Annotated in this window: 9 protein-coding genes and 5 pseudogenes; 4 read left to right on the top strand and 10 right to left on the bottom strand. The window is 58.2% G+C overall.

All coding sequences use genetic code 11. The annotated features are described in order from the left end of the window. Positions 1-149: 149 nt before the first annotated feature. From BW686_RS21715 to BW686_RS21685, 7 genes and pseudogenes are all read right to left on the bottom strand, one after another. Entirely contained in the window at positions 150-842 is a 693-nt protein-coding gene (locus tag BW686_RS21715) for a DsbA family protein (RefSeq protein WP_084919536.1), read from the bottom strand. Beyond that, positions 839-1138, bottom strand: a complete 300-nt coding sequence (locus BW686_RS21710) for a hypothetical protein (protein ID WP_084919535.1) — start codon at positions 1136-1138, stop codon at positions 839-841. Before BW686_RS21710 ends, BW686_RS21715 begins: the two co-directional genes overlap by 4 nt. Next, positions 1135-2694, bottom strand: a pseudogene (locus tag BW686_RS21705) (conjugative transfer ATPase); the annotation flags it as partial. The pseudogene BW686_RS21705 and the gene BW686_RS21710, both read right to left, overlap by 4 nt. Further along, positions 2687-2965: pseudogene (locus BW686_RS21700) on the bottom strand (TIGR03751 family conjugal transfer lipoprotein); the annotation flags it as partial. The pseudogenes BW686_RS21700 and BW686_RS21705, both read right to left, overlap by 8 nt. Beyond that, positions 2943-3839: pseudogene (locus tag BW686_RS21695) on the bottom strand (TIGR03752 family integrating conjugative element protein); the annotation flags it as partial. The pseudogenes BW686_RS21700 and BW686_RS21695, both read right to left, overlap by 23 nt. A gap of 124 nt (positions 3840-3963) precedes the next feature. After that, a complete protein-coding gene (locus BW686_RS26615) occupies positions 3964-5364 on the bottom strand; it encodes a hypothetical protein (RefSeq protein ID WP_143514211.1) in 1401 nt (466 codons plus the stop codon). 300 nt (positions 5365-5664) lie between these two features. Continuing rightward, a pseudogene (locus BW686_RS21685) lies at positions 5665-6096 on the bottom strand (hypothetical protein); the annotation flags it as partial. Between the two features lie 187 nt (positions 6097-6283). Here BW686_RS21685 and BW686_RS21680 point away from each other — a divergent pair. Together BW686_RS21680 and BW686_RS21675 are read left to right on the top strand one after the other, a co-directional pair. After that, positions 6284-7183: a GNAT family N-acetyltransferase gene (locus BW686_RS21680; RefSeq protein WP_256899104.1), complete on the top strand. Its 900-nt coding sequence runs from the start codon at positions 6284-6286 to the stop codon at positions 7181-7183. A gap of 69 nt (positions 7184-7252) precedes the next feature. After that, complete coding sequence (locus BW686_RS21675; protein WP_084919533.1) at positions 7253-8530, top strand: NAD(P)/FAD-dependent oxidoreductase; 1278 nt, start codon at positions 7253-7255, stop codon at positions 8528-8530. Positions 8531-8768: 238 nt separating this feature from the next. Here BW686_RS21675 and BW686_RS21670 read toward each other — a convergent pair whose 3' ends face one another. Then, the gene (locus BW686_RS21670) at positions 8769-9680 is read right to left on the bottom strand and encodes a LysR family transcriptional regulator (protein ID WP_179149349.1); all 912 of its coding nucleotides are present in this window, start codon (positions 9678-9680) and stop codon (positions 8769-8771) included. A gap of 135 nt (positions 9681-9815) precedes the next feature. On the opposite strand from BW686_RS21670, the gene BW686_RS21665 reads away from it, so the two are divergent. Next, on the top strand, positions 9816-10541 hold the full coding sequence (locus tag BW686_RS21665) for an SDR family oxidoreductase (RefSeq protein ID WP_084919531.1): 726 nt from the start codon (positions 9816-9818) through the stop codon (positions 10539-10541). A gap of 130 nt (positions 10542-10671) precedes the next feature. Further along, the gene (locus BW686_RS21660; protein WP_218775758.1) at positions 10672-11883 is read left to right on the top strand and encodes an eCIS core domain-containing protein; all 1212 of its coding nucleotides are present in this window, start codon (positions 10672-10674) and stop codon (positions 11881-11883) included. 144 nt (positions 11884-12027) lie between these two features. On the opposite strand, the gene BW686_RS21655 is transcribed toward BW686_RS21660, so the two are convergent. Beyond that, positions 12028-13188: an FAD-dependent monooxygenase gene (locus tag BW686_RS21655; protein WP_084919530.1), complete on the bottom strand. Its 1161-nt coding sequence runs from the start codon at positions 13186-13188 to the stop codon at positions 12028-12030. Between the two features lie 158 nt (positions 13189-13346). Beyond that, positions 13347-23771, bottom strand: a pseudogene (locus BW686_RS21650) (amino acid adenylation domain-containing protein); the annotation flags it as partial. Positions 23772-24182 lie beyond the last annotated feature (411 nt).

Below are 24182 nucleotides of genomic sequence, written 5' to 3'. Positions count from 1 at the left end.
GACTGCCTAAAATGCGTGGGTGGCGAGCTTCCCCCGCATTTGGCCTAGGCCCCGTGAGTACAGAGCAGTCGTGAATTTCCTATGGTTCAGGGCCGTACATGCCACCCTTGGCAACCTCGGTGAGGAATTGGCGAAAAGGCTGGATTCATTCATTTTTCCCTCGTGCTGATCAGCCAGTCCATCGCAGAAAGAAGCACGTCACCGTCAGGTGCTCCCTGCAGCTTGATCGAGCGGCCAGATTGTTTGTCCTTGATGACTAGCGTAGGTGTGGCAGTGATGCCGTCCTGGCTTGCCTGGTGAGCCTGGCTAATGACTGCCTGTTGCACTGACGGGTTGCTCACAGCGCAGTTATCAATGAAGTGCTGTCGATCTTCAAGCCCCGGGATCTGGGGATTGCCAGCAGCTCCAGCACCGTTTGACCGGGTACGCTGATAAATGAGCTCGACTGCAAGCCAAAAGGCGTCATTGCCTCTCTCGATCCCCGCGCACTCGGCCCACCGAGCTTCATAGCTGGCTGCAGGCTCATGCATCGGCAGGGGCAGATGGCGCCACTGAAGATTCACATCTGGATGCTGATCAACCCAGGCTTTGAGGTGTGGGAAGTAATCCTTGCAGTAGGGGCATTCCAGATCTGCATATTCGACGATGGTGAAACGGGCGCCACGGCTCCCGTAAACCCATCCGCCACTATGTCTCTTCTGATCGGCTGCCGGCGCCACGGGGCCACCTGTGACGCCAAGCGTGTTCTGTCTCATTTCTGTCAGCAGAAAAGCCGAGATTGCCAAGGCTACCGCTCCGATGCAGTAGAGGACCTGGCGGGGCGCTCGCGTCGGTCGCTTCATGCGGAGGCCTCTTTGTCGAGGAGCTGTTTGGCCAGCAGCTCCTGATCCAGCAGCGTCAGAAGAGCTTTCTGGGCGCTTTCAGGCTGTGGGTGATGCTCAAGCCACTGGTCCAGCGCTTTGTGCAGTTGGGATTGGATCTCTCGACGATCAACCGCCACATGTTTCACGACTTGTAAGTGCTCGATCAGTACCGGCGCGCAGATCTTTAATGCCAGCAGGGAATCTTCCTGCGGGTCTTTAAGTATTTGAGTCAGGCTGTCGATCAGATTTTGAGTCAAGGCATCCATGGCTCTCATGCCAGGTTCTCCAATGCATGGGGTGTTGGGAATGTAATTTTCAGGGGTTCAATACCTCGTTTGCGGTCGAGATCTGCAGCTACTTCCAGAGCAGCTCCCAACTCGTCGACACCCATGGATTGCATCAGGTCGTAACGTTGCTTTTTCTCCTCCGGCTCGGTCATGGCCAACGCCAGGTACAGGCTCGGCGGAACGGCGCGAAACAGGACTTCCATTGATTTTGAAAGCACCACGCCTTCGGTGTATTTACCGCTCTCTTTGCGGGCTGACAGCATCAAGCTCTTCTGGGCAGGCGTGAGCTCGCGGAAACGAGAGATCTTTTCCACTTCGTCTGGCGGCATGTTCAGACAGATCCACCACTCGATCATGTTCAGCATCGGTGCAGCGGCTGGGGGCAAGTCGTCAATATTCTGCGTAGCCAGCCAGAACCAGGCCCCAAGCTTTCGCCACATTTTGGTGATCTTGATGATGTATGGAGAGAGCAGGGGGTTCTTGGTGATGATGTGGCCTTCGTCTGTCACGTTCACCAGCGGTCGGCCCTTATACTGATCACGTTCCGCAATGTTGTTAACGGTGTTGATCAGCGAGATGTAAGCGATCGAGAGCTGGGCGTTGTAACCCTCACGTGCGTAGGTGGCCAGGTCGACAATTGTCAGATCTGCTTCAGGCCAAGGCGTACCAGTACGGTTGAACATCGCTCCGTCGGCACCCATGCAGAACATGTCCATTGCTTCGGCCATTTCAAGCATGCGGTTACGTCTGCCCTCTGGGATAGAGGTGTCTTCCCCGGCCGCGCGCAATGCATTGCGGACATCTTCAGTCAGGACGGTGCGGTCAGCGTCTGAGCAAATTCTGGCCGCTGCAAGGATGCAGTGTCGGATTACGCTGCGGTCCGCCCGGGTCAGCCGAGCTTCCTCTTTTTCCTCACCGCCGGTGATCATCAAACGAGCAACGATTTCCATCTCGCCGAGAACATCCCGTTCATCATTGTCTTGATCGGACTTGGCATTCATGTGCTCGTCAGAGCTTTCTAGGTCATCAGCGTCCAAGGTCTTGACCTGGCTCGGGGTGTTTACCAGGCGAATAGCGTCGGCGAACGGAGCCAGGCTAACGCCCGAGTTCGGGGCCAGCTTGATCCTGTTGACTGTCAACCCAAGCTTTTTCGCGAAATCCCCGAGTAGGCCGAAACTGTTACCCGCCTCGACGATGAACAGGCGGGGAGCGTAAACCGCAATGAGCTGGTTGAGCAGGTTATTCAACGTGGCGGACTTACCTGCCCCTGTGGGGCCGAACAGAAACATGTGGGCATTCATCTGACGATCCAGCTTGTTGAATGGATCAAATGTCAGTGGAGCCCCACCACGGTTGAATAGCGTAATGCCAGGATGCCCAGTACCACTGGAACGACCCCACACCGGGCACAGGTTTGCAATATGCTGGGCGAGCATCATCTGCACGTACCAGTCCATGGCTCGCTTTTGATTGACGTCGAAGTTCCCGGGAAGCCAACGCAAGTAGCTGTTGAGCGGAGCCACCTCGTCGTCAGATGCTACGGGTGTAGGCCGCGCTGTCCTGCAATGGCTGGGTAGCGCGTACATCGATTGGACGGCGCAACTCCGAGCGCGCATCGAGCAACTGCCGGCCACTAGCGCTCCCCGCCGAACCGGTCGTGCCTTGGTTCCAGACGTCCATCATGGTGTTTTGACCATGCGGCAGCATTTGCTCTTTGTTTGTCGAGCATCCAGCCAGCAAGCCCGCGGTGAGAACGCAATACAACAGCGCGCTGCGCGCTGACCCCAAGTGATCAATCCAGGTTGGCATTGGCATGGTTCGCTCCTGAGGCGTACTTGACCTTGCGGCCTTTGAGTTCGTAGTCAATTTCCAGCTCTTGATCGATGTGCAGTGAGACTTGCGCACCAGGCAGTACATAAATGGCCGCGAACGCTTGTCCGTAGAGTTTGTTAACCCAGCTCGAAACATCCGTGACACCTTGGGTCAGGATCTTCCCCATCGCTTCGTTACCAGACAAACCGGTGCTACCAAGCGTCCCAGAAGCGTTCGAGACGTATGAGGAGGTGCTTCCCTCGGTCTTGATCAACGATGCTGCTCCAGCTCCTGCTGCGGTGATGAGGGCTTGTGAACCGATGTACTGCTGCGCATTGCTGCGTCGCTCGCCCGCAATACAGGGAATGCCATATGGATCACTGATCCAGCCAAGACCACCCTGGATGGGTTGTTGGTCTCCAGAGTTGTTCTGGTTGTTGTTCTGTTGATTGCCACCCTGAACCGGTGCCGGCAACGTGCGGACAGTGCCGTCGGTAAACACGAAGGTCAGACTTTTGATCTGCCCCCGCACGCAGGAGAGGGTCCAGTCGCCGGACGCTGTACCGCTGGCCACCGCACCGGCTACGTCAGGAAGGTCGATGCCATTGGCAGTCAGGTTGTCCGGACCGATCAGCACCTTGAACGGGTAGGGGTCATTAACCGTCCCATCAACAGGAACCCGGCCGATCAACGCGGACATGGCCACCGACCCCATCAACGTCGAGTTTTGAGGCAGGGTGTAGGCACGTCGTACCTTCTTTCGCTCCTGTTGCTGACCACCCATGTCATCGCGGACAGACTGAGCGCCTGTCGTGAGCGCTTTCTGTCCTCGGTCTAAGGACTCGCCGAAGGCTGTAGGAAAGCTATAGGCGCTCGCGGGTAACAATGTTTCAATGATCGCCCAACGCTCAAATGAAACTTCATAACGGCCTGTCATGAGGGCTCTCTTGGCAACCAGAGGGCACCAGTCCAGCCAAAGCGACTTTTCAGGAAAAACCTAGTTACCAATCAAGATAAACATCTCCTCTCGCACCACCGGGCGTGTGGTCAGATGTCGCTACCACATCAGGGCCTGGGTTACCGAATCCTGGGCGATTGGGTCGCCACCTTCCGTGGTGCCAGGCATTGTGCAGTGCGACTCCTCCCGAAGTCGGGTGCCGGACATGGAACTTGCCATGAGCATTATTGGGGCCGAAAGAGTAGGCAAGTAATGATTGATCGTTGGCGCGCGAAGGTAAATCGCTATGCACGCTGTTTAACGTCGCGCCGTGGTGAGGCGCAACAAGCCCTATGACTGGCGCGGGAGTGAGGTGGCCAAAGTGACAATAATCGCAGTCTCCGGTCAGAAGGATACTTCGGCGCTGGTGTGCTGGTTGCGTGGTTTCGATGCTGGCGACCAGTCCGCCGTCATTGCGGTTATTGCCTGTACCCTGAGTTAGCCGCAGAATTCGTCCCCCTTGTATAGGCGTTGTATGGACCTGCTGCGGCATCCCGGCAAGCAACAAAAGTCTACCCTTGTTGGCTCCTATTCTTTTTGCAAAGGCTACATGGCTTGGGCCTACAATTTGGTTGGGTGCAATCCATGTCTTTGAAAGCAATGCGCTGTTGGCCGGTATGTTCGCGCCAGCCCAATGATCGCCATCCCAGTGAGAAAGGATCACGGCCTTAGCGTTATGGGCAGGAAGATGGATCGTGGCTGGGCGGGTCGGCTTGTTCCGCTTAACACCGGCTCCAACATCAAAGTAAAGTTCTGGCGCATCACTGCCGTCTTTCACCATTCCGTTCGCGTTACCCTGACCCACGTCAAAGACGATTACTCGATCACAAGCGACATTGCCCAGAAGCGCTTGTTCAGCCGGATCAAGCTTATTCACTACTGTGCCTGGCAAGGTGAAGATCTGATCAAGCTTTTTTGAAGAGAATCGGCGGATATCGACATTTATGGATTTCGTCTCATCTGACATGTTGCGGTAAACATCCGCACGATACCCCTTCGATTTTTTTGTCTGCTCTACTAAGAACCACGTCGATTGCTCAAAGGCGGTGTCTATCCAGTATTGGGGGCACCGGTTCCACCAATCATCAAATTGAGGATCTTCAGACGCCAGGCCACGGGCTTGATGGCCCGTGCCCCATAAGCGTTGCCATCGGTAAGAGAAAAGCTTCAAGACGACTTCCAAGTGGAAGAGTGGCATGTTCTCAAAGTCGATCTGGGTCTCATCAGTGTAGCGCTGGTCAGGTGTGAGGCAGCTTTCCAGCCAGTCTGCGTCCACCATATCGAAGCTAATTCGAGCGTACTCTCTGCTTCGGCTCATTTCTACATCATCAATCCGGGCATACCCCGCTCTTGGGACAGGTGGCAGTTCAATTTGATCATTTTCTGAGGTGAAATAAGGATTCAAGTAAGTCCTTCCTTGGTCGCGACGCGGTATAGGCAAAAGTGCCACATTAAAGGATTGTTTGGGCTTGCCGCCAAATCAATGTGAAGCACCTCAGTTTCGAGTTCGTTGTAATCGTCATACTGTCCGCAAGATACCGACCCTCGTCGTTGGTTCCGTTTGGGTTGTCAGCTCAGTAGAACTGCAGTTCGTTGATGTCGGCAATCGATGCATGCGTGGCCTTTTACTGCCCTGAAGTTCGATCAGCTTGGAGACATTCGCTGGTCCAACATAACTCACGGAGTGGCACTATGCCATATTTCGTCAGGGAGTCTCGGCAAGTACTTTCTTGCTCAAATCCTCCGCCTCAGGATCAATCAGATCGTTGGCCAGAGCGTGCTTGTCCATGAGTATCTGCCACACATGCTGATCGATGGTGTCCTCAGCTAAAGGAATTTTGACGACAACCATGCGCAACTGCCCGTTGCGATAGGCCCGATCCTGCGACCCTTATGCTCATCGTGAGGCAGTGCTCACGCAACGTGGCCACGGCTTCCTGATACTCGCAAAAGAGGATCACCTGTCGTCAACGTCCAGCTCGGCCATCAGGTCCGCCACTATTCGCACTTTCAAGCGATCGAGCAGTTGACGCAGTGCGCCCAGCCTTGCGAATCGGTGCTGGTCGCTGCGGATGATCTGACTGTACTCGTCTCGTTCTGCCAGGCTGAGTATCTGTTTCCCGTCAAAGCGCGTCAGTCGTGTCAGGTCACGGCTTGGCGCAACCCACAAGGTCTGCTGAAGCTCGCAGGCAATACAGTTTTTTCTATTGGCCACACGGTCCTTTTAACACCATCTGCTGATTTCCTGGTGTTGTAATGAAAGTGTGCTGCAGCGACCACAATCGCGACATCGTCGATAAAATAACTGTCCGAGGCACTCCCGGTTGAGCATTCCAAAAGGAACGATAGGTGCAGCGCATTCTGCGGGCTCGACTCCGCGTGTGGTGCCGCTGCGTGCAGACCATTTACCGCAAGCGGTGGGCCTTTCAGCCGCTTTGGGCTGGCCGTATCGCGAGGCGGACTGGTGCTTCGCCTTCGATCTCGGCGCTGGCCTTGCGGTGGAAGTAGAAGGGCATCTGGTGGCCACGGCATTGTGGTGGCCGCAGGGCGAGAACCACGCATCTGTAGGCATGATCATTGTTTCACCCTCGTTGCAGGGGCAAGGTCTGGGGCGCGCCCTGATGGACCAGTTGATGCAGCAGGCCGGCGAGCGAACACTGATCCTCAACTCCACCCAGGAAGGCCTGGCACTGTACACACGGCTTGGCTTTGTTGCGCAGGGTAGGGTCAACCAACACCAGGCGATGCTTGAGCACGCCGCTCACTTTGTTCCGGATTCGATGCATGTGCGCGTCATGCAGGCCGAGGACGAGCAAACGCTGCGACAACTTGATCTGGCGGCCACGGGCCGGGATCGAGGTGCATTGCTGAGTGCCTTGTTCGATCACGCCAATACCCTGGTTATTGATAACGGCGCGGGCGTGTCAGCTTACGGCTGTGTACGCGAATTCGGACGAGGGGTGGTCATCGGCCCGGTGATCGCAAAGGGGGCCTGCGCGGTAGCGGATGCCAGAGCGCTGATCACGGCACTGGCTGATGCCCATCGCGGTCGGTTCGTGCGTATTGACGTCACTGAAGACACAGGCTTATCGGATTGGTTGACCGAGCAAGGCCTGCCTTGTGTCGGTCATGCGATACCCATGGTGCGCGCGATGCCACTGCAAGGTAGCTGTGCTGAAACGGATGCGAGGCTGTTTGCCCTGTCCAACCAGTCGATCGGCTGATACGTATTGACTGTGAAATTGTGCCACGCGCGACCCGATGATTAGCCCTGAGATAATGGATAACCCTTTATGAAACTGATGCCCTACTGGCTGGATACCGCGCCTGAATTTTCAGCCGGTGAACGTGATGCGCCCAGTGGCGAGGTGGATGTGGCAATCGTCGGCGCTGGCTTTACCGGTTTGTCCGCCGCCATTGCGCTGGCCAAAAAGGGCGCGAGTGTGGCCGTATTTGAAGCCGGTCTGGTTGGCAATGCCGCTTCCGGTCGCAATGGCGGGATGTGCAACAACGGTTTTGCTCAGGATTACTACGCACTGTCGACCGCCATCGGGCGTGAGCGCGCCAATAGCTTGTACCGCGCCTTTGATGCCGGGGTCAGTAAGGTCGAATCGCTGATCGCGGAGGAGGGCATCGACTGCGATTTCAAACGCGTCGGCAAGCTCAAACTGGCGGCGAAGCCTGAGCACTTTGATAAGCTGGCCCGGTCGCAGGCGCTCATGGAGCAGGAGTGCGACCCCGACACTTACATGTTGACGCGTGAGCAGTTGAGCAGCGAGATCGGTTCAGACCGTTATTTTGGTGGCCTGGTTTTCGGTAAAAGCGCCGGTATGCACGTAGGCCGCTATGGCCAGGGCTTGGCAGAGGCGGCTGCGCGGCGCGGTGTGCGTATCTATGAAAATGCCCCGGTGCTTGGCCTCTCGCGTCAGACCGGTACTGCACACCAGGTCAAGACGCGGCGCGGTGAGGTGCGTGCCAAGCAGGTACTGCTTGCGACTGGCACATCCTCGGTCGGCCCATTGGCCTGGTTTCGCCGACGTATCGTGCCGGTAGGTGCGTTCATCATCGTCACGGAACCTCTTTCAGTCGAGGTGCTTGACCGTCTGATGCCACGTCGGCGCATGACTACCGATACGAAAAACTTCGTCAATTACTTTCGGGTGACTCCCGACAATCGTTTGCTGTTCGGCGGTCGTGCGCGATTCGCCACGTCTAATCCTGCCTCCGACATGAAAAGCGGGATCATTCTGCAGAAATCGCTGATCGAAGTCTTTCCGGAATTGAGCAATACACGCATTGATTACTGTTGGGGCGGCATGGTCGATATGACTCGAGACCGCCTGCCGCGTGCCGGTGAGCATGACGGGCTGTTCTACTCGATGGGCTACAGCGGTCACGGCACGCACATGTCGACCTACATGGGCGCGATCATGGCCGAAGTGCTCGACGGCCGCGCCGACTTGAACCCATGGAAGGATTTTAGTTGGCCGGCCATTCCCGGGCATTTTGGGAACCCGTGGTTTCTGCCGTTGGTGGGCGCTTATTACCGGTTTCAGGATCTGGTGCGCTAAACGCACTGCGGTGTGTTGACGGGCTGCGAGGAAGACGCCCTCAAAAAGTTTGAAACTGTATTGACTCGCACCGGCAAGAGTTGAACGGCGCAAGGAGGTGCTGATGTGGAACTCGCACAAGCGCCGTTCTGCTCTGAAGATTGCGCACCGTCTTGGGCAGATGCAGCGGTGAGATGAATCAACTGCTGCCGCATCAGTGGACGGTCGCCTGATCTAAACAACGAAAAATGCTCACCGTTTATTCACGTTCTTGCCCAATGAAATCGATGAATGCCCGCAACGGAGCGGACATGAATCTGCTGGAAAAATAGAGCCACGGCCCCTCAAACGTGTCCCACCATCCGCCTAGAACCGGCTGGAGATCACCACTCTGAAAATGCGGATGTAGCCAGTTTTCGAAGGTTGCAATAATTCCTCTGCCACTTCGTGCCAGGTCAATAGCCGCTGCAACGCCATCGACCCCTATGATTAATCTACCTGGGGGATCAATGCTTACGGTTTCCCCGTTCTTCACAAAGTCCCAGTTGACCATCGCTCCACTGGAATACCGTAGACGGATGCAATCGTGATTCATCAATTCGCTTGGATGTGAGGGTGTGCCGCGCAACGCTAGATAGGACGGCGCGGCAGCCAAAGCCAGTTGCTGCGACCTTGGCCCGATAGGCACGGCAATGGTGTCTTGTGCAAGGTGCTCTCCATAACGTATCCCGGCATCGCACCCTGCGGCAGTAACGTCCACAAGGCGGTCTTCGACCATTATCTCTATCCGCACTTGTGGGTAACGTACGAGAAAGCGATCAATCAGTGGCGGCAGAATGTCGACCATGACTGCGCCTGTCACGTTTAACTTCAACACGCCTCTTAGGTCTTGAAGGGAACTGGCGACATCCTCGAACACGGCTCTCATTTCCCCGAGAAGCGGAGACATTCGCTCTGCCAGCTCACGCCCCGCCGCAGTTGCTACAACGCTTCGGGTGGTGCGGATGAGCAGGGGAACGCCCAAGGCTGACTCCAGCGCCGAAATCCGTTCGCTCACGGTTGACGGCGACAAGCCAAGTCGCTTGGCAGCCGCGCGAAATCCATTTTCGCGGAAGACCGCAAGAAAGATCGATAGGCCATCCATAGAGCATTGATCAATATTGTTCGCCATAGCGATCAGGCTATTCGGATTCGAGCGGGTTATCAATTACCCAGGCGCGCGCTACAAAGAGTGTGTACAGCCTATTCGCTCCCAATCGAGCGTGTTGCTGATCTGCCATCGATGGATAGCCGAAGGAGTTCTGGAGTGAGTAAAAAAAATGTTCTTATCACCGGCGCGAACAAGAGCATAGGGTTCGAAACCGCTCGTGAAATGGGCCTGCTGGGTTATCGAGTGTGGCTTGGGAGCCGTGACGAAAGCCTGGGTACGCTTTCGGTATCTCGCTTGGTGGCCGATGGCATAGATGCCCGCCTGGTCATTCTGGATGTTCGCGACACAGAGAGCGTCAGGGCGGCGGCTGAGCTGGTTTTCAAGGAAGACGGAAAGCTGGATGTTCTTATCAATAATGCGGGTATATCTGGCGCTCAACCCATCGCGCCCAGTGAGCAAGAGATCAGCGACATCCAGAGTGTTTACGAGACCAACGTGTTCGGTCCGATACGGGTGACTCAAGCTTTTCTTCCTCTTTTAAAAGCGGCACAAAAAGCCTGTGTGGTTATGGTCAGTAGCGGGTTGGGGTCACTGAGCTGGACATCTGATCCAGCGCATCCTTACTCACGGGTCGATGCGATGGGCTACAACAGTTCAAAATCCGCTTTGAATGCGGTGACCATTGCATTTTCTAAAGAGTTCGCTGCTTTTGGTATCAGTGTCAACGCGGTTGATCCCGGCTATACCGCCACCGATTTCAATGGGCATTCGGGTTACCGAACAGTTGCTCAGGCAGCGTCGGGTATCGTATGGCTAGCCTGCCTTGATTCATCAGGCATCACGGGCAAATTCTTTTTTGATCAAGAACGTGCGCCGTGGTGATAGTGATCTGACGTTAAGGTCGACAGGCAGTCATCAAATAATCCCACCTCACGGGGGCTTCATGAATAAGGCTTGGCGGTCGTGCTGCGTTCGATAGCAAAAGAAGCCGGCTTGCTTGCGTAATGGATAAATGGACTATGATCATGAAGCGATATTAATCACGCTGCTCATCGAAGAAGGCCATCGTATGGACGCACCCCTTCAATCAAGACATCGCGCTGATAACAGCCAGACGAGAACTGCCAAGGCTGCCACGCAGGGGCGAGTACTTGTGGACAACCGGCCGTCAACGGCCACCCAGCGCAAGCTGGCCAAGAGGATGAATAACAGCCCTCTCGTATTGCAGCAACAGGCGGACAGTGCGCGAATGTGGGTGCAGCCTCATGAAATGAACGGACGATCGGGCGGGGCAGTTCAATTACAAGAAAACAGCATGACGTCTTCTGAGTTGCCGGTCGTGCAGCGCCAAGAAAGACCCAACACTACCGGCCTGCCTGATCAGTTAAAGTCAGGGATAGAGTCGCTGTCGGGCGTGAGTATGGATCGTGTAAGGGTGCATTATAACTCGGGTAAACCGGCACAGTTGCAGGCGCACGCTTATACCCAAGGCCATGATATTCATGTAGGGCCTGGGCAAGAAAGGTATTTGCCGCATGAGTCTTGGCATGTGGTCCAGCAAGCACAAGGCCGAGTCAAACCAACGGTCCGTATGAAAGGGCACAGGGTCAATGATGATGCGGGTTTGGAGCGTGAGGCAGATGTAATGGGAGGCAGGGCGCTGGCAAGCGGCAGTCTTTCCGCACAGCGGGTTTCTATCCAGAATTCACTGCGTCATCTTGAGCGGCCGACAGGCACGCACGTCTCGACTCAATTAGCCACCCCAGAAGCTCAAAAGCGGGCTTTCCATGCCACTCGAACAATCAGTGTGCTCGCCGCTGGTTTTGATGCCGCCAAGGCGCATCATCTTTTTGATGGCGTCCCTATGGCGGGCGGAACACCGGGCACCGCGCCGCCTACGGGGCTGCATGGTTACCGCAATGGTGCGTTGCCAGGGAACATCACGGAAATAAATAAAGTGGGGAACCGCAATAAGAGGCACCAGATATCCTGGAAGTGGACAAATCCCGTTGGGGCTGCGAACAGTGGCACAAAGAGCAGTACCATGTTTCCAGCCTTCATTACTGAGAACCGGTTAAAAGCGCTGATCGCTTTGGCCCATCCCGACTGGGCTGGCGTTCAACTTCCTGCGGCCGCTTACCCAAGTGAGACGCGCGATTACATCATGTTGGGCGCACCAGAAATTCGATTCAATACACACGGCGATACCGTGTACCCGGATTGAATTGAGTGCTGATATCGTGGTGTCGGCGGGCCAATTATTAATGGCCTCCCCGGAATCCGTATTACCTGCTAAACGATTATCTCGCCCACTACAATCGGCCACTCCCTGATCCAGCGGATCAGGAGTGGCCGTCAAGAACCCCACTCAAGCGCAGGGTTTAAACGACAGAATATCGATATTCTTTTTGCGCAGGCTGCTTTCGGGCGTCAGGCGCATGTACCAGTCGCGCAGCCAGCAGGCGATGCCGGACTCGGCCTGTTCGATGCCGCTCATGAAGCGCGCGGCGTTGACGATTCCGTTGGCGCGGGGATGTCGGTATGCCTCGTATTCCGCCAGTGCGGTGCGCAGGTCAGACGTTCGTGTCAGGCGATCAGCCAGTACTACGGCGTCTTCGATGGCCTGCGCGGCCCCTTGGCCCAGGCTTGGCAACATCGGATGAGCCGCGTCGCCCAACAGCGCTACGTGCCCGTCGCAGAACTGCTCTACGGGTGGGCGATCCCTGGCATGCATTTTCAATATGACCTCTTCGGGCGTCGCCTCGATGGCGGCACTGACTTCCGGTGCCCAGCCGGCGTAGGCGTCGAGTACTTCCTGTTTGTTGATGCTCAGGGCGTCGCGCGCGGCGTCTTCATGGTTACAGGTTGCCCACCAGTAAGCATGGCCGTCACCCACACTGCACAGCCCGAAGCGCTTGCCGCGGCCCCAGTAATGCGCGACGTAGCCTTCGGTCATGACCGGGTGACTGAACGGTGTGACCGCCAGCCAGGCGACATAGCCTGAGGAACGTATGGGCGTTTCGCCCAGCATCTGTCGGCGGATAACCGAATTGAGGCCGTCGGCGCCAATCAGCAGGTCGGCCTCCTGCGTGCTGCCGTCTTCGAAGCGCACCGTCACGCCGTTGGCGTGGTTGCTATAACCCGTGCAACGTACACCCGTGATCAGCGTGTCGGGTGCAAGCTGTTGCGCCAGCGCACGCAGCAGTAAAGGCCGCTGGATGCTGATACTGGGGTAGCCCAGTTGCTCGCCTATTTCACGAATAGGAATGCGGGTGATGGGCGCGCCACAAGGTTTCTTGAAAAAGAACTGACGAATCTCCTGACCCGCCTGTTCGACCGGAACATGGGCACCGATCGAGTTCAGCGCTGCCATTGCATTGGCCATGATGGACAAGCCGGTGCCGCCGGTGCGCAGCGTTTGCGCCGCTTCGAAGACCTTGACCTGCCATCCTGCGCGTTGCAGGGCGATGCCCGCTGTCAGGCCGCCGACACCGGCGCCTGCCACGATGGCTTTCCTGGGTTCTGTCATGCTGTTTTCACCTGTATCAAGCCGTCCAAGTCTGACGGAGCTGGCAATCCGGCTCCGTTGCCTGCGTGCCCTGTCAGGGCCGCGTCCATGTGTAACCCGATGAATTGGCCAACCCGCTGGATATGCGGTTCGCGCATCATCGTCAGGTGGTCGCCTTCCACGCCAATGCGCCGTACCTGAGGCGATAGCGCGCGCCATCCGCGGTACGGATCGTTGAAGGCAGTGCCTACCAGTTCGTGGGGACCTTGCAGCACATCGGGCAGCGCGACATCCGCCGCGAACAGCGTCACGGGCAAGTCCCGCGGCGGAAAGCGGTACTCCAGCATTCCTTGCCAGTTGGCATGGAACACCCTGAACAACTGGTCGAGCGTCGCCACAGTAATGGTTTCGTCGAACATGCCCTGATCGATACCGTGTTGCCGGATCGCCGCGAACGCTTGCGAATCGCTCTGGGAGGAAAAATCCAGAGCCTGATAGTCGTATTCCTTCTGACCGTCGCCGCTGAGCAATTCCCACATGAACCAGTTGAGGAACTCGGAGCGTTCGACCTGCACCTGGCCCTGGCTGATACGCACGATGGTGTCGAGCAGGAACACGTTATGCACAAGCCGCCCGCGACGCTGCAACTCGCTCCCCAGCTCATACGCCACCACGCCACCATATGACCAGCCCCCGATGTTCATTGGGCCGTGCGGGACGACCTGCTCGATGGCATCTGCGTAATACACCGCCTGGCCGTGTACCGACGGGATCGGTTCACGGTCGTCCCAGGTCCCCGGCGCCTGAAGTGCATGCAGATTCACCCGATCCTTGAGGACGCGCGCCAGCGCGGCGTAGCACAGCACGTGGCCGCCTATGGGGTGGACCAGAAACACCGGCGGTTTGCCTGGGGCGTTCTTGAAGTCCACCAGCGCGCCAGTGGCCGAGTGTCCGGTGTCGGTCCCTTGCAGCACCTGGGCGAATTCGGCGATGGTCGGAGCCTGGATGAAGTCGGACAGTGAGGGCTCCAGACCTTGATGCAGCGTCAGCTTCGCGACCAGTTGCACCGCTTTGAGCGAGTTGCCGCCCACCTCGAAGAAGTTGTCATGGACGCTGATGTCTTCCAGGCCCAAGGCTTCCTGCCAATAAGCCTGCAACAGGTCTTCAATGGCATTTCGAGGCGCGGTGAAGGGCCGCAGCAGGGTGGTTTGAATCTCTACCTTTTGCAGTTGCTGACGGTCGATCTTGCCGGTGGGACCCACTGGCAATTGCTCAATGCTGATCAGCGTATTGGGCACCATGTAATCGGGCAGCGTCAGACGCATTTCTGCCTTGAGTTGATCCAGATCCGGCAGGCGCCCCGGCATGAACTGGACAAAGCCCACCAGATAACGGCTGCCGTCGTGTGCAGGCTTGTCGATAACGGCGACTTGCCGAATGTCGGCGCCGAATCGGGGGGAGCCAAGCATGGCCACCTCGATCTCGCCCAGTTCGACGCGATAGCCGCGAATCTTGACCTGGGCATCCCCACGACCTTGATAGACCAGGTCGCCCCACGGCAGGTAAAACCCGATGTCCCCGGTTTCATACAGCCTGCGGGTCTGGCCTTCCAATTGCCGATAGACGAAGCGTTCGTCAGTCAGATCGGTTCGATTCCAGTAACCGTTTGCCAGGCACGGGCCTTCGATAAACAGCTCGCCTATCACCCCGACCTGGCAGGCATGCCCGTCGGCGTCCAGAACGTGCAGGCGTACCCCGTCCACAGGCGTGCCGATCGACGGCATGCTCGGCCAGGTTGCGGTCGCGCCTTCAAGTTTCAGGCGCGTGACCACATGCGACTCGGTCGGACCGTAATGGTTTTCCACCTGACAATCTTCGAGGCCATCAATGAGGTCGCGGATCTCACCCGTGATCTTCAATTGCTCACCGGCCACGTTGATCCGGCGCAGCGATACGGGTCGAATCCCCAATTGCATGGCCACTTCTGCCAGCCCCTGAAAGGCGACGTAGGGCAGGAACAGGCGGTTGATCTGCTGCGCGCAGATCAGCTTCAACAGTTTGATGAAGTCATAGCGCAGCGCTTCTTCGATCATCACCAGTTCAGCGCCGCAGCACAGGGTCGAAAGAATTTCCTGGAACGACACGTCGAACGAAATGGATGAGTATTGCAGTGTCTTCAACGCGACGGCCGGGTCGATGCCTTGCGCCTGCTCGCGGTTCTGCCAAAGGATCAGATTGGCCAGGGCGCGGTGCGGCATGGCGACACCTTTGGGGCGGCCAGTGGAACCCGACGTGTACAGAACGTAAGCATTGTCGTCGGCCTCGATACCCTCGGCGAGTGAGGCAACCCGCTCGTGTTCCGGCGCGTGGTCGAACTCTGCGACCACGCTGTTCCAGTGGCGCTTGTGTGCAGGCTCCGCCAGTGATGTCACCCGCTGTTCAGACGCGTCGGAAAACAGGATCAGACCGGGTTGCGAATCATCGAGAATCAGCCGGATGCGATCATCCGGGAAGCTCAGGTCTATCGGCACATACGCGGCGCCAGACTGTATGACACCGAGCAAGGCGACGATCAGGTCAGGCGAGCGAGGCATCATGATCGCAACCCGGTCTCCCTGGCCTATGTTGTGTCGGTGTAGCCAGCCTGTCATTCGCGCACTGGCGTCTCTCAATTCGCGGTACGACAGCCGGGTCTCGCCGAAACTCACGGCGGTTTGCGAGTCATGGCGGGTAAAGCTGTCCAGCAACAGGCTCGCCAGATTGTCAGACGCCCGTGCCGCAGTCGGGGCGGGCGTGGTCTGCTCGATAACAGGGGACCATGCCGGTACGCAGGGGCTGGCCTCTGGCGCCTCCATCATCAAGGCCAGGGTGCGCACCAGGTATTCGGTATACGCCTGGACCTGGCTTTCGGCGACGCGGGCAGTGCGGTAATCCATCTTCACGATCAGCGAGCCGTTGCCCGGATGACGACCGATGGTGGTCAGCAAGTCATAGTTGCTGGCTTCGGTCGTTTCCCAGTCAATGAGGGTTTCGTCGCCTTGGGCCAGCATGTCCTTGAGCACATAAAAATCGACGTAATTGAACACCACGTTCAAGGCGACGTCGGTTTCGCGGTGGATCAGCGCAAACGGATAGCGCCGATGCGTGAACACCTGTTGTTCCTCGGCAATCGATTGGCGAACCAGCTCTATCCAGCTCTTGCCCAGCGAGTTGAAACGCAGGGGCAGGGTGTTGAGAAACAGGCCCAGCACCGAGGCTGCATCCTCAAACTCGGGTCGACCGTGGCTGATGACGCCGCACAGCACTTCTTTCTGGTTGGACATGATGGCTTGTGCAACGCCGTGAGCGGTCAGCAAGACCGAGCGCAACGGCAGGTCCTGCGCGCGACAGAATGCTTCGAGCCGGGTCAGGTCAGCCGCCGGCAGTTCACGGTAGGCCGAGCGGTGCGCTACAGGGTCAGGGGCGACCGCATGGACCCAACTGGTCATCGACGCCGCAGGCGCCTCGCGCAGGTATTCGTTCCAGAACAGACGATGCTCGTCCGTCTGCACAGCTTCTTTCTCCAGGGCGATGAAATCGGCTGGCGTGGTGGTCAGGGCGGGCAACGAGTCCGTTTCCGGCTCCGAGGTGTAGAGCGTGATCAGGTCACGCATCAGGGTGGCGACGCTCCAGCCGTCGAGAATGGCGTGGTGAAAGCTGAACACCAGGTCGATGTCGTCCTCTGCGACGAAGACGCCGAACTGATACAGCGGCGCCTGATGCCAGTCCTGCTGGTGACGCTTGCGCGCTTCCACATAAGTGGATACCGCCTGTGTCCGCTCGGCCTGGCTCAGGGAGGTGACGTCAGTGATCTGCACCGGCGACACCACTGTGGAATGCACACGAGCCAGTGGCGTGGCGGAATGGCTTATGTCAAAGGACATGCGCAAGGCCGGATGACGCCGGATCAGCGCGCTGCACGCCTGGTTCCATGACGCAGCATCCCAGCGAAGGCGCAGCCGGTAGCGAAAGATGTCGTGATAGATCGCCGAGTCCGGGTGCATCATCGAGTGATAGATCATGCCGACCTGAAGCTGCGACGCCGCGAACACATCATCGAACACGCCCTCGCTGGCCAGGCGGATGTCTTCTGATACCTGGGCAAAAGGCTTCACATGCAACACGGGCTGCCATAGTGATGAGGGCGCCTGCTGCGCGTCCAGAAGCTCGGCCAGATGAGCGATGGTCGGGTTCTGGTAAATCTGCGTCAAGGTGAGCGCCATGCCGTGCTCACGTGCCTTGATCTGTAGATGGATGACCTTCAGCGAATCGCCGCCCAGCATGAAGTAGTTATCATGGACGCCCACCACATCCCGTTTCAGGTTGTCTTTCCAGAGCTGCGCCAGAGCCTGTTCCAGTGCCGTGCGCGGCGCTGTTGCGTCGCTGTTCCCCAGCGTCGGTGCAGGCTCGGGCAAGGCCTTGCGGTCCAGCTTGCCGTTTGCGTTGAGCGGGAGATGCTCCAGCTGCACAAGGTACCTTGGCACCATGTAGTCGGGGACGTGCTGGCGCAGATGCGTCTGTAATGCCTGCGTCGAAAGCGCGTTTCCGTGGGTCCCGACCACGTAGCCGATCAGGCAGGCATCCCCTTCGGTTTCCTGACGAGCGATCACCACCGCCTCTCTGACCTCCTCGCAGGCCAGCAACTGCGCTTCGATCTCGCCCAGCTCGATGCGCAAGCCGCGGATCTTCACCTGGAAATCATTACGGCCCAGGTACTCGACAGTGCCGTCGGCCAGCCAGCGGCCCAGATCGCCGGTTCTGTAGAGACGGGCATTGGGCTCATCGCTGAACGGGTCGTTCAGGAACCGCTCGGCGGTCAGTTGTGCGAGGTTCAGATAACCGCGTGCTACCTGAACCCCGCCAATGTAAATCTCTCCCGCGACCCCCAGAGGAACGGGCTGCTGATGGGCATCGAGCAAGTAGATACGGGTATTGGCAACCGGTTTGCCGATCGGCGTACTGTCGGGCGTGTCGAGCCCCGAACAGTCCCATGCGGTGACGTCGATGGCCGCTTCGGTCGGGCCGTACAGGTTGTGCCGCGCGATGTCCGGGAGTTGGTTCTTGAAGCGGCGAACCAGATGGCCGGGCAATGCTTCGCCGCTGCACAGGACGCGCCGCAGGTCACTGAAGCCTTGGCTGTCGCCATGTTCCAGGAAGACATCGAGCATCGAAGGCACAAAGTGCATCAGGGTAATGCGGTGTTCGCGAATGACTTGAGCGATATAGGCCGGATCCTGATGCCCGCCTGGCCGTGCCATGTGTAACTGGGCACCGGCCAGCAAGGGCAGGAAGAACTCCCAGACCGACACGTCGAAGCCGAAGGGCGTCTTTTGCAGGACGCGGTCGGTTTCGTTCACCGTGTAGTGGTCTCGCGCCCAAAGCAGACGATTGACCACGCCACGGTGTTCATTCATCACGCCCTTGGGCGTACCGGTGGAACCTGAGGTGTACAGCACGTAGGCCAAATGAGCCGAGGTCAGGCCCGGCACGTGTGGATTGGCAACCGGCTGATCCTGCAATGGCAATGACCAAGCGTCCAGATCAATCACCGGCACTGACACATCGGCCAGCAGGTCTCGTGTCGCGCGTTGAGTCAGGACCGCCGTGGGAGCACTATCGTGCAGCATGTAGGCCATCCGGTCCGCTGGATAAGTCGGGTCCAGCGGTACGTAGCTGCCGCCTGCTTTCAGGATCGCGAGTAAACCAATGACCATCGACTCGCTACGCTCGGCGCAGATCGCCACCCGGCCATCCGGTCTGACTCCGATATCGATCAAGTGATGCGCCAGTTGGTTGGCCCGGTTGTTCAGCTCGCGATAGCTCAGGCAGACATCGCCATGCATCACAGCGAGTGCTTGCGGCGTGCGCTCGACCTGAGCTTCGAACAGCCCGTGGAGGGTCTGCTCCAGCGGGTAATCGAATGGCGTGGCGTTGAAGTCGACCAGCAGTTGATGGTGTTCCTGCTCCGGCAGGACCGAGAGGCTGTGCAAGGGCGCTTGAGGTGCATGCTCAAGGGCATCGACCAGGCTTTCCAGCGCGGCCTGCATGTAATGGCAGACACGCTGCGCACCGATGTCAGCAACGGTCTGGGCGTTGAGTATGAAGTCCTCTCCCAGATCGTCCACGTTCAACGTCAACAGGTAGTTGCTGCGTTCCTCGGCGTTCAGCACTTGAATGCCGGCCCACACTGCGCCGGCTTCTTGGCTCAAGGCTTCGCCGTCAGTGTGTCGATAGTTGAGCAGGGCGCTGAACAGCGGCAGATCGCCCAGCACACCGCTGCAACGCTGCGCCAGTGCCAACGAGGCATGCTCGTGTTCAAGCAGTGCCGACAACTGGGCGTGAGTGGTTTTAACGCCGGCCTGAGCGCCCTGCTGACCCACGTCGATGCGCATCGGCAGCGTGTTGATGAACATGCCCAGCGCCCGGTCCGTGCCCGCCGAGCCGCTCATGCGACCTATCAGGACAGTGCCGAAGACCACGACATCGCGTCCTGAAAAACGTCCGACGACTTGTGCCCAGGCGAGGTGCATCAGGCTGGCTGCACTCACTCCGGACAGCCGGGCCTGCTGGCGCAGGCGCTGGCTCAACGTGCGATCAATACGCTGATGCACTTCTTCGATTTCACCGCCGTCGCGCTGCACATCGTGCAGGTTGAACGGCAGGGTCGGCTCGTCGATGTCGCCGAGCAGGTCGCGGAAGAAGGTTTCGTGGGCTTCGACGCTGACGCCCAGCCGGGCCTGGGCCACGTAGTTGCGGTACGGCACCGAAGCCGGCAAGCCATGCCCTTCACCCGCCATCAGGGCCTGTATTTCGTCACGCATCACCTCCAGCGCGGTGTGGTCGAGCACCAGGTGATGGCACAGCAGCAGCGAGACGATGCGCTGATGGGCGGCGTCGTAGGCACTGACCAGCCGCATCAACGGTGCCTGCCTCAGGTTCAGGCGAAAATGCTGCGGGTCATGGCGGTGTTGCAGTTGCGTGGCGATATCGCCTTGATCCGGATTCAGGTCAAGGGTTTCACTGATCAATGCGGCCTGGCGCCAGACCACTTGCACCGATTCGTCCAGTCCTTCCCAAAGCAGGGCGGTGCGGAGGATGTCGTGGCGCTGGATCAGCTGTTGCAACGCCTGACTGAAGGCGTCCAGACGGGCTTGGTCCTGAAAGGCGAACACTGATTTCAGCACATAAGGATCGCCGCGCTCCGCGGAAATATGGTGGTAAAGAATGCCTTCCTGCAATGGCGCAAGGGCATAGATGTCTTGCACATTGGCCACACCGCCGGGCACCGTGGCCACGATGCGATCGATTTCGCCCTGAGTGAGAGTCGCCAGTGGCAGCATGTCCGGGGTGATGCGTTCGCAGCCCTCCGGGATCAGATTGGCCGGCACCACGATGTCAGTGCCGCCGCCCACGGCAGCGGCCAGGGCGGCCAGCGTCGGCTGGCTGAACAGCACGCGTACATCGGCGCTCAGGCCGATCTGGCGCATGTGCTCTATCAGCTTGACGGCCAGCACTGAATGCCCGCCCAGCTCGAAAAAGTGGTCATGGCGGCCCACCTGATCAATGCCCAGCAGTGCTTGCCAGAGACCGGCGATGGACGTCTCGATCTCGCCAATGGGCGCTTCGTATTCACGGCTGACCAACGATGACTGATCAGGCGCGGGCAGGGCATTGCGATCCAGCTTGCCGTTTGAGGTCAGGGGCAGAGAATCGAGGCGTACGTAGGCAGCGGGCACCATGTAATCCGGCAGTTGCGCTTGCAAATGTTCGCGCAGCACGTCGCGGCCCACGTCAGCATCTGCGGTGAAGTAGGCCACCAGACGCTTGTCGCCCGGCACGTCTTCACGGGCCATGATCACCGCTTCCCTTACCGCCTCGTGCCCGGCCAGACGGGCTTCGATTTCACCCAGTTCGATACGGAAACCACGGATCTTGACCTGATCGTCGTTGCGACCCAGGTACTCGAGGCTGCCGTCGGCTGCCCAGCGCACCAGATCGCCAGTGCGGTACAGCCGGGCATCGGGCTGTTCGCTGAACGGGTTGGCGAGAAAACGCTCTTCATTCAGATCGGGGCGGTTCAGGTAGCCACGCGCAACGCCGGCGCCACCGACATACAGCTCACCGACCACGCCCAGAGGCACGGGCTGGCGCAGGGCGTCGAGCACATAAAGCTGCAAATCCGGAATTCGCCGGCCAATCGGGTTGACGCCTGAGCGTTCGGCATCGGCGGCCTGCAACGGGTAATACGTCACATGCACCGTGGTTTCGGTGATGCCGTACATGTTCACCAGTTGCGTTTCGGCGTTGGCTGACCTGGCGTACCAAGGCTTGAGGATTCCGGTGTCCAGCGCTTCGCCGCCGAAGATCACCTGACGCAGGGTGTGCGCTTGCTGGCTGTCGGCCTGTGCTGCGATTAACTGCCGGAACGCCGAAGGCGTCTGGTTGAGGACCGTGACCCCTGCGTCGCAAAGCAGTGCATAGCATTCCTGCGGTGAGCGGCTGACCCCTTGCGGGACGATCAGCAGTTGCCCGCCGTGAACCAGTGCGCCCCAGATTTCCCAGACCGAGAAGTCGAAAGCAAACGAGTGGAACAGCGCCCAGACGTCATCTGCGTTGAAGCCGAACCACGCGTCGGTGGCCGAGAACAGACGTGCCACGTTGCGATGTTCGACCTGCACGCCTTTCGGCAAACCGGTGGAACCTGAGGTGTAGATCACGTAGGCCAGATGCGAAGCGTTCAGCCCCGGCACGTGCGGATTCTGGATGGATTGTGCTTGCAAAGCGGCATCGTCCAGAGGGATGACCGGCAGCGAGCCGAGCGACAGCACATCGGCTGTTGCGGCTTGCACCAGCACCGCAGCCGGTGAGCTGTTTTGCAGCAGGTAGGACAGACGTTCAGCGGGGTAAGCAGGGTCCAGCGGTACATAACCCGCCCCCGCCTTGAGAATCCCCAGCAGGCCGATAATCATCTGTGGCCCAGGCTCGACGCAGATTGCCACCCGGTCATCCGGGCCAATGCCCCGTTCGATCAAATGATGCGCCAACTGGTTGGCTTCACGGTTCAGTTCGGCGTAAGTCAGCACCTTGCCGCGGTGGTCGCTGACCGCGCAGGCGTCTGGTTGGCGTGCTGCCTGTTGTTCGAATCGGGTGTGAATGAGTTCGTCTTGCGGGTACAGGTATTCCGTGGCATTGAAGGTCTTCAGCAGTTGTTGCTGTTCAGCCCTCGGCATGACCGGAAAGTGCGAAACCGGTGTGTCTTGCCCTTCGATGACATGGTTGAGCATTGAAAGAATGCGCGTTTGAATCTGCTGCACGTCTTTCAGCGTGAAGAACGCCGTATTGAAGTTGAAGTCCAGGTAAACGTCTTTGTCCGGGTGATAATCGCAAACGAAAATCGCCAGCGGCAGGCGCTCATACCCGTTGTATTGGGGGATGGCTTCCGTCGGGCTATTGCCGAATACCGCGTTTCCGTCGAGGCTTTCAAACGACAGGGACAGGTCAAACAGTTGCCGACGGCCCGCCTGACTCAGTTTCAACATCCGGTTGAGTTCTGCTATCGGAAAGCGTTGATGACGGTAGCCGCGGCGCAAGCTGGCGGCAGTGCTCTGCATCAGTTCCAGAAACGAGGCTTCGGGGTTCACATCGAGACGGACGGGGTTCAGGGAGGAAAACATTCCCGCGGTGTTCTTCTGGTAAACCGTTGTCCTGTTATGGACCGGCATGCCGATCACGATGGAATCAACGCCGGTGGTACGGCAGAAGTAAGTGCTGATAATGCTCATGAACATATGCGGGAGTGACAGACCCTTGCTGCGTGCAAACCGCGCAAGCTCATTGAACAGCCCCCGGGGAATCATCATCTGGCTCAGCGCGCTCGGCGCTATACGGTTGTCGGCGACCGCAACGCGTGGCTGCAATAAAGGGGGCGGCAGCTCGGCATACAGCTCTTTCCAGAACGCCTTGTCACGTTCGAAGCGCGGCGACCCTGCATAGGCCTGATCCTCTGCGAGAAACGACAGGTAGGCGTTCCCTTGAGGCGGGTTGTGATCATCACGCAGCAAGCCGTTGTAGGCATCTGCGACAGCGTGATGAAGCAAATGGACCGTCACGCCGTCGCATATCAGGTGGTGGTAGCGATGCAGGCAGTAATACCGTTCCGGCCCGCAGCGCACGAGCCTGGCTTCCCAAAGTACTTCGCCCACCAGGTTGAACGGCTGACGAAAAGCATCTTGCAGGTACGCCTTCACCTGCGGCTCTGAAGCCTGTTCGCCAGAGAACTCGACAACGCTCAACGGCGCTTTGACGTCAGCCATCACACGTTGGCGTACCTGTCCGTCCTGCACGCTGAGAACCAGGCGCAATGACTCATGCCGATCCATGACCAGCTGGAACGCTTTCTCGAAAAGTGCAACATCCAGTTCCCCCTTGATCTCAAGGACCATGCCGATGTTGTAATAGGGCAGTTCAGGGTTCGCGATCTGGTCAAACCAGATGCCTTGTTGAGGGGAGGTCAGTTCGAAGTCCGGACGTTCGTTGTCGAACATCGGCAAGTCAGCGGAAATCATGTTGGCGCCTGCATTCACGTCTCCCAGGCTCGTCAACAGCCAATGGTCCGGCCGTGAAAAAGTCAGGGGACAGGGGGGATCGGTATGTGCAATGGACGTTTTTTTTGTTCGGTCATCACAGCAAACCGACCGTGATGGCATCGTCGTCGCACGCTTGCTTCAGAGGCCGATATCAATCGCGTAACGTGCTGGCGGCGGTGGTCCAGAGGCGTGTATGCAATCAGTGGATTCCAGAGCGCAGGGCAGCCATGACTGAAACGATCAGCTTGAGATCATTAGGCGTTTACCGAGAGGATAAATCTGTACTGGAAAGCGGGGACTTCGGCATTGCTGTGGCGGCAGGATGTTTTCTGAGTCAGAAAGGCATCTGCGTCATGCCCGAATCCGCGGCGGTGTAGCGGCTACTGACTC

The sequence above is a fragment of the Pseudomonas syringae genome (genome assembly GCF_002157375.1).
Lineage (GTDB): Bacteria > Pseudomonadota > Gammaproteobacteria > Pseudomonadales > Pseudomonadaceae > Aquipseudomonas > Aquipseudomonas syringae_T.
The sequence above is the reverse complement of the archived record's forward strand: the minus strand, read 5'-3'. Positions and strand labels throughout refer to the sequence as shown.

Bases quoted from the DNA above. Each gene is read 5' to 3' on its own strand.
- BW686_RS21660 (WP_218775758.1), top strand. From the start codon at position 10,672: ATGGACTATGATCATGAAGCGATATTAATCACGCTGCTCATCGAAGAA.
- BW686_RS21710 (WP_084919535.1), bottom strand. From the start codon at position 1,138: ATGAGAGCCATGGATGCCTTGACTCAAAATCTGATCGACAGCCTGACT.
- BW686_RS21655 (WP_084919530.1), bottom strand. From the start codon at position 13,188: ATGACAGAACCCAGGAAAGCCATCGTGGCAGGCGCCGGTGTCGGCGGC.
- BW686_RS21715 (WP_084919536.1), bottom strand. From the start codon at position 842: ATGAAGCGACCGACGCGAGCGCCCCGCCAGGTCCTCTACTGCATCGGA.
- BW686_RS21670 (WP_179149349.1), bottom strand. From the start codon at position 9,680: ATGGCGAACAATATTGATCAATGCTCTATGGATGGCCTATCGATCTTT.
- BW686_RS21675 (WP_084919533.1), top strand. From the start codon at position 7,253: ATGAAACTGATGCCCTACTGGCTGGATACCGCGCCTGAATTTTCAGCC.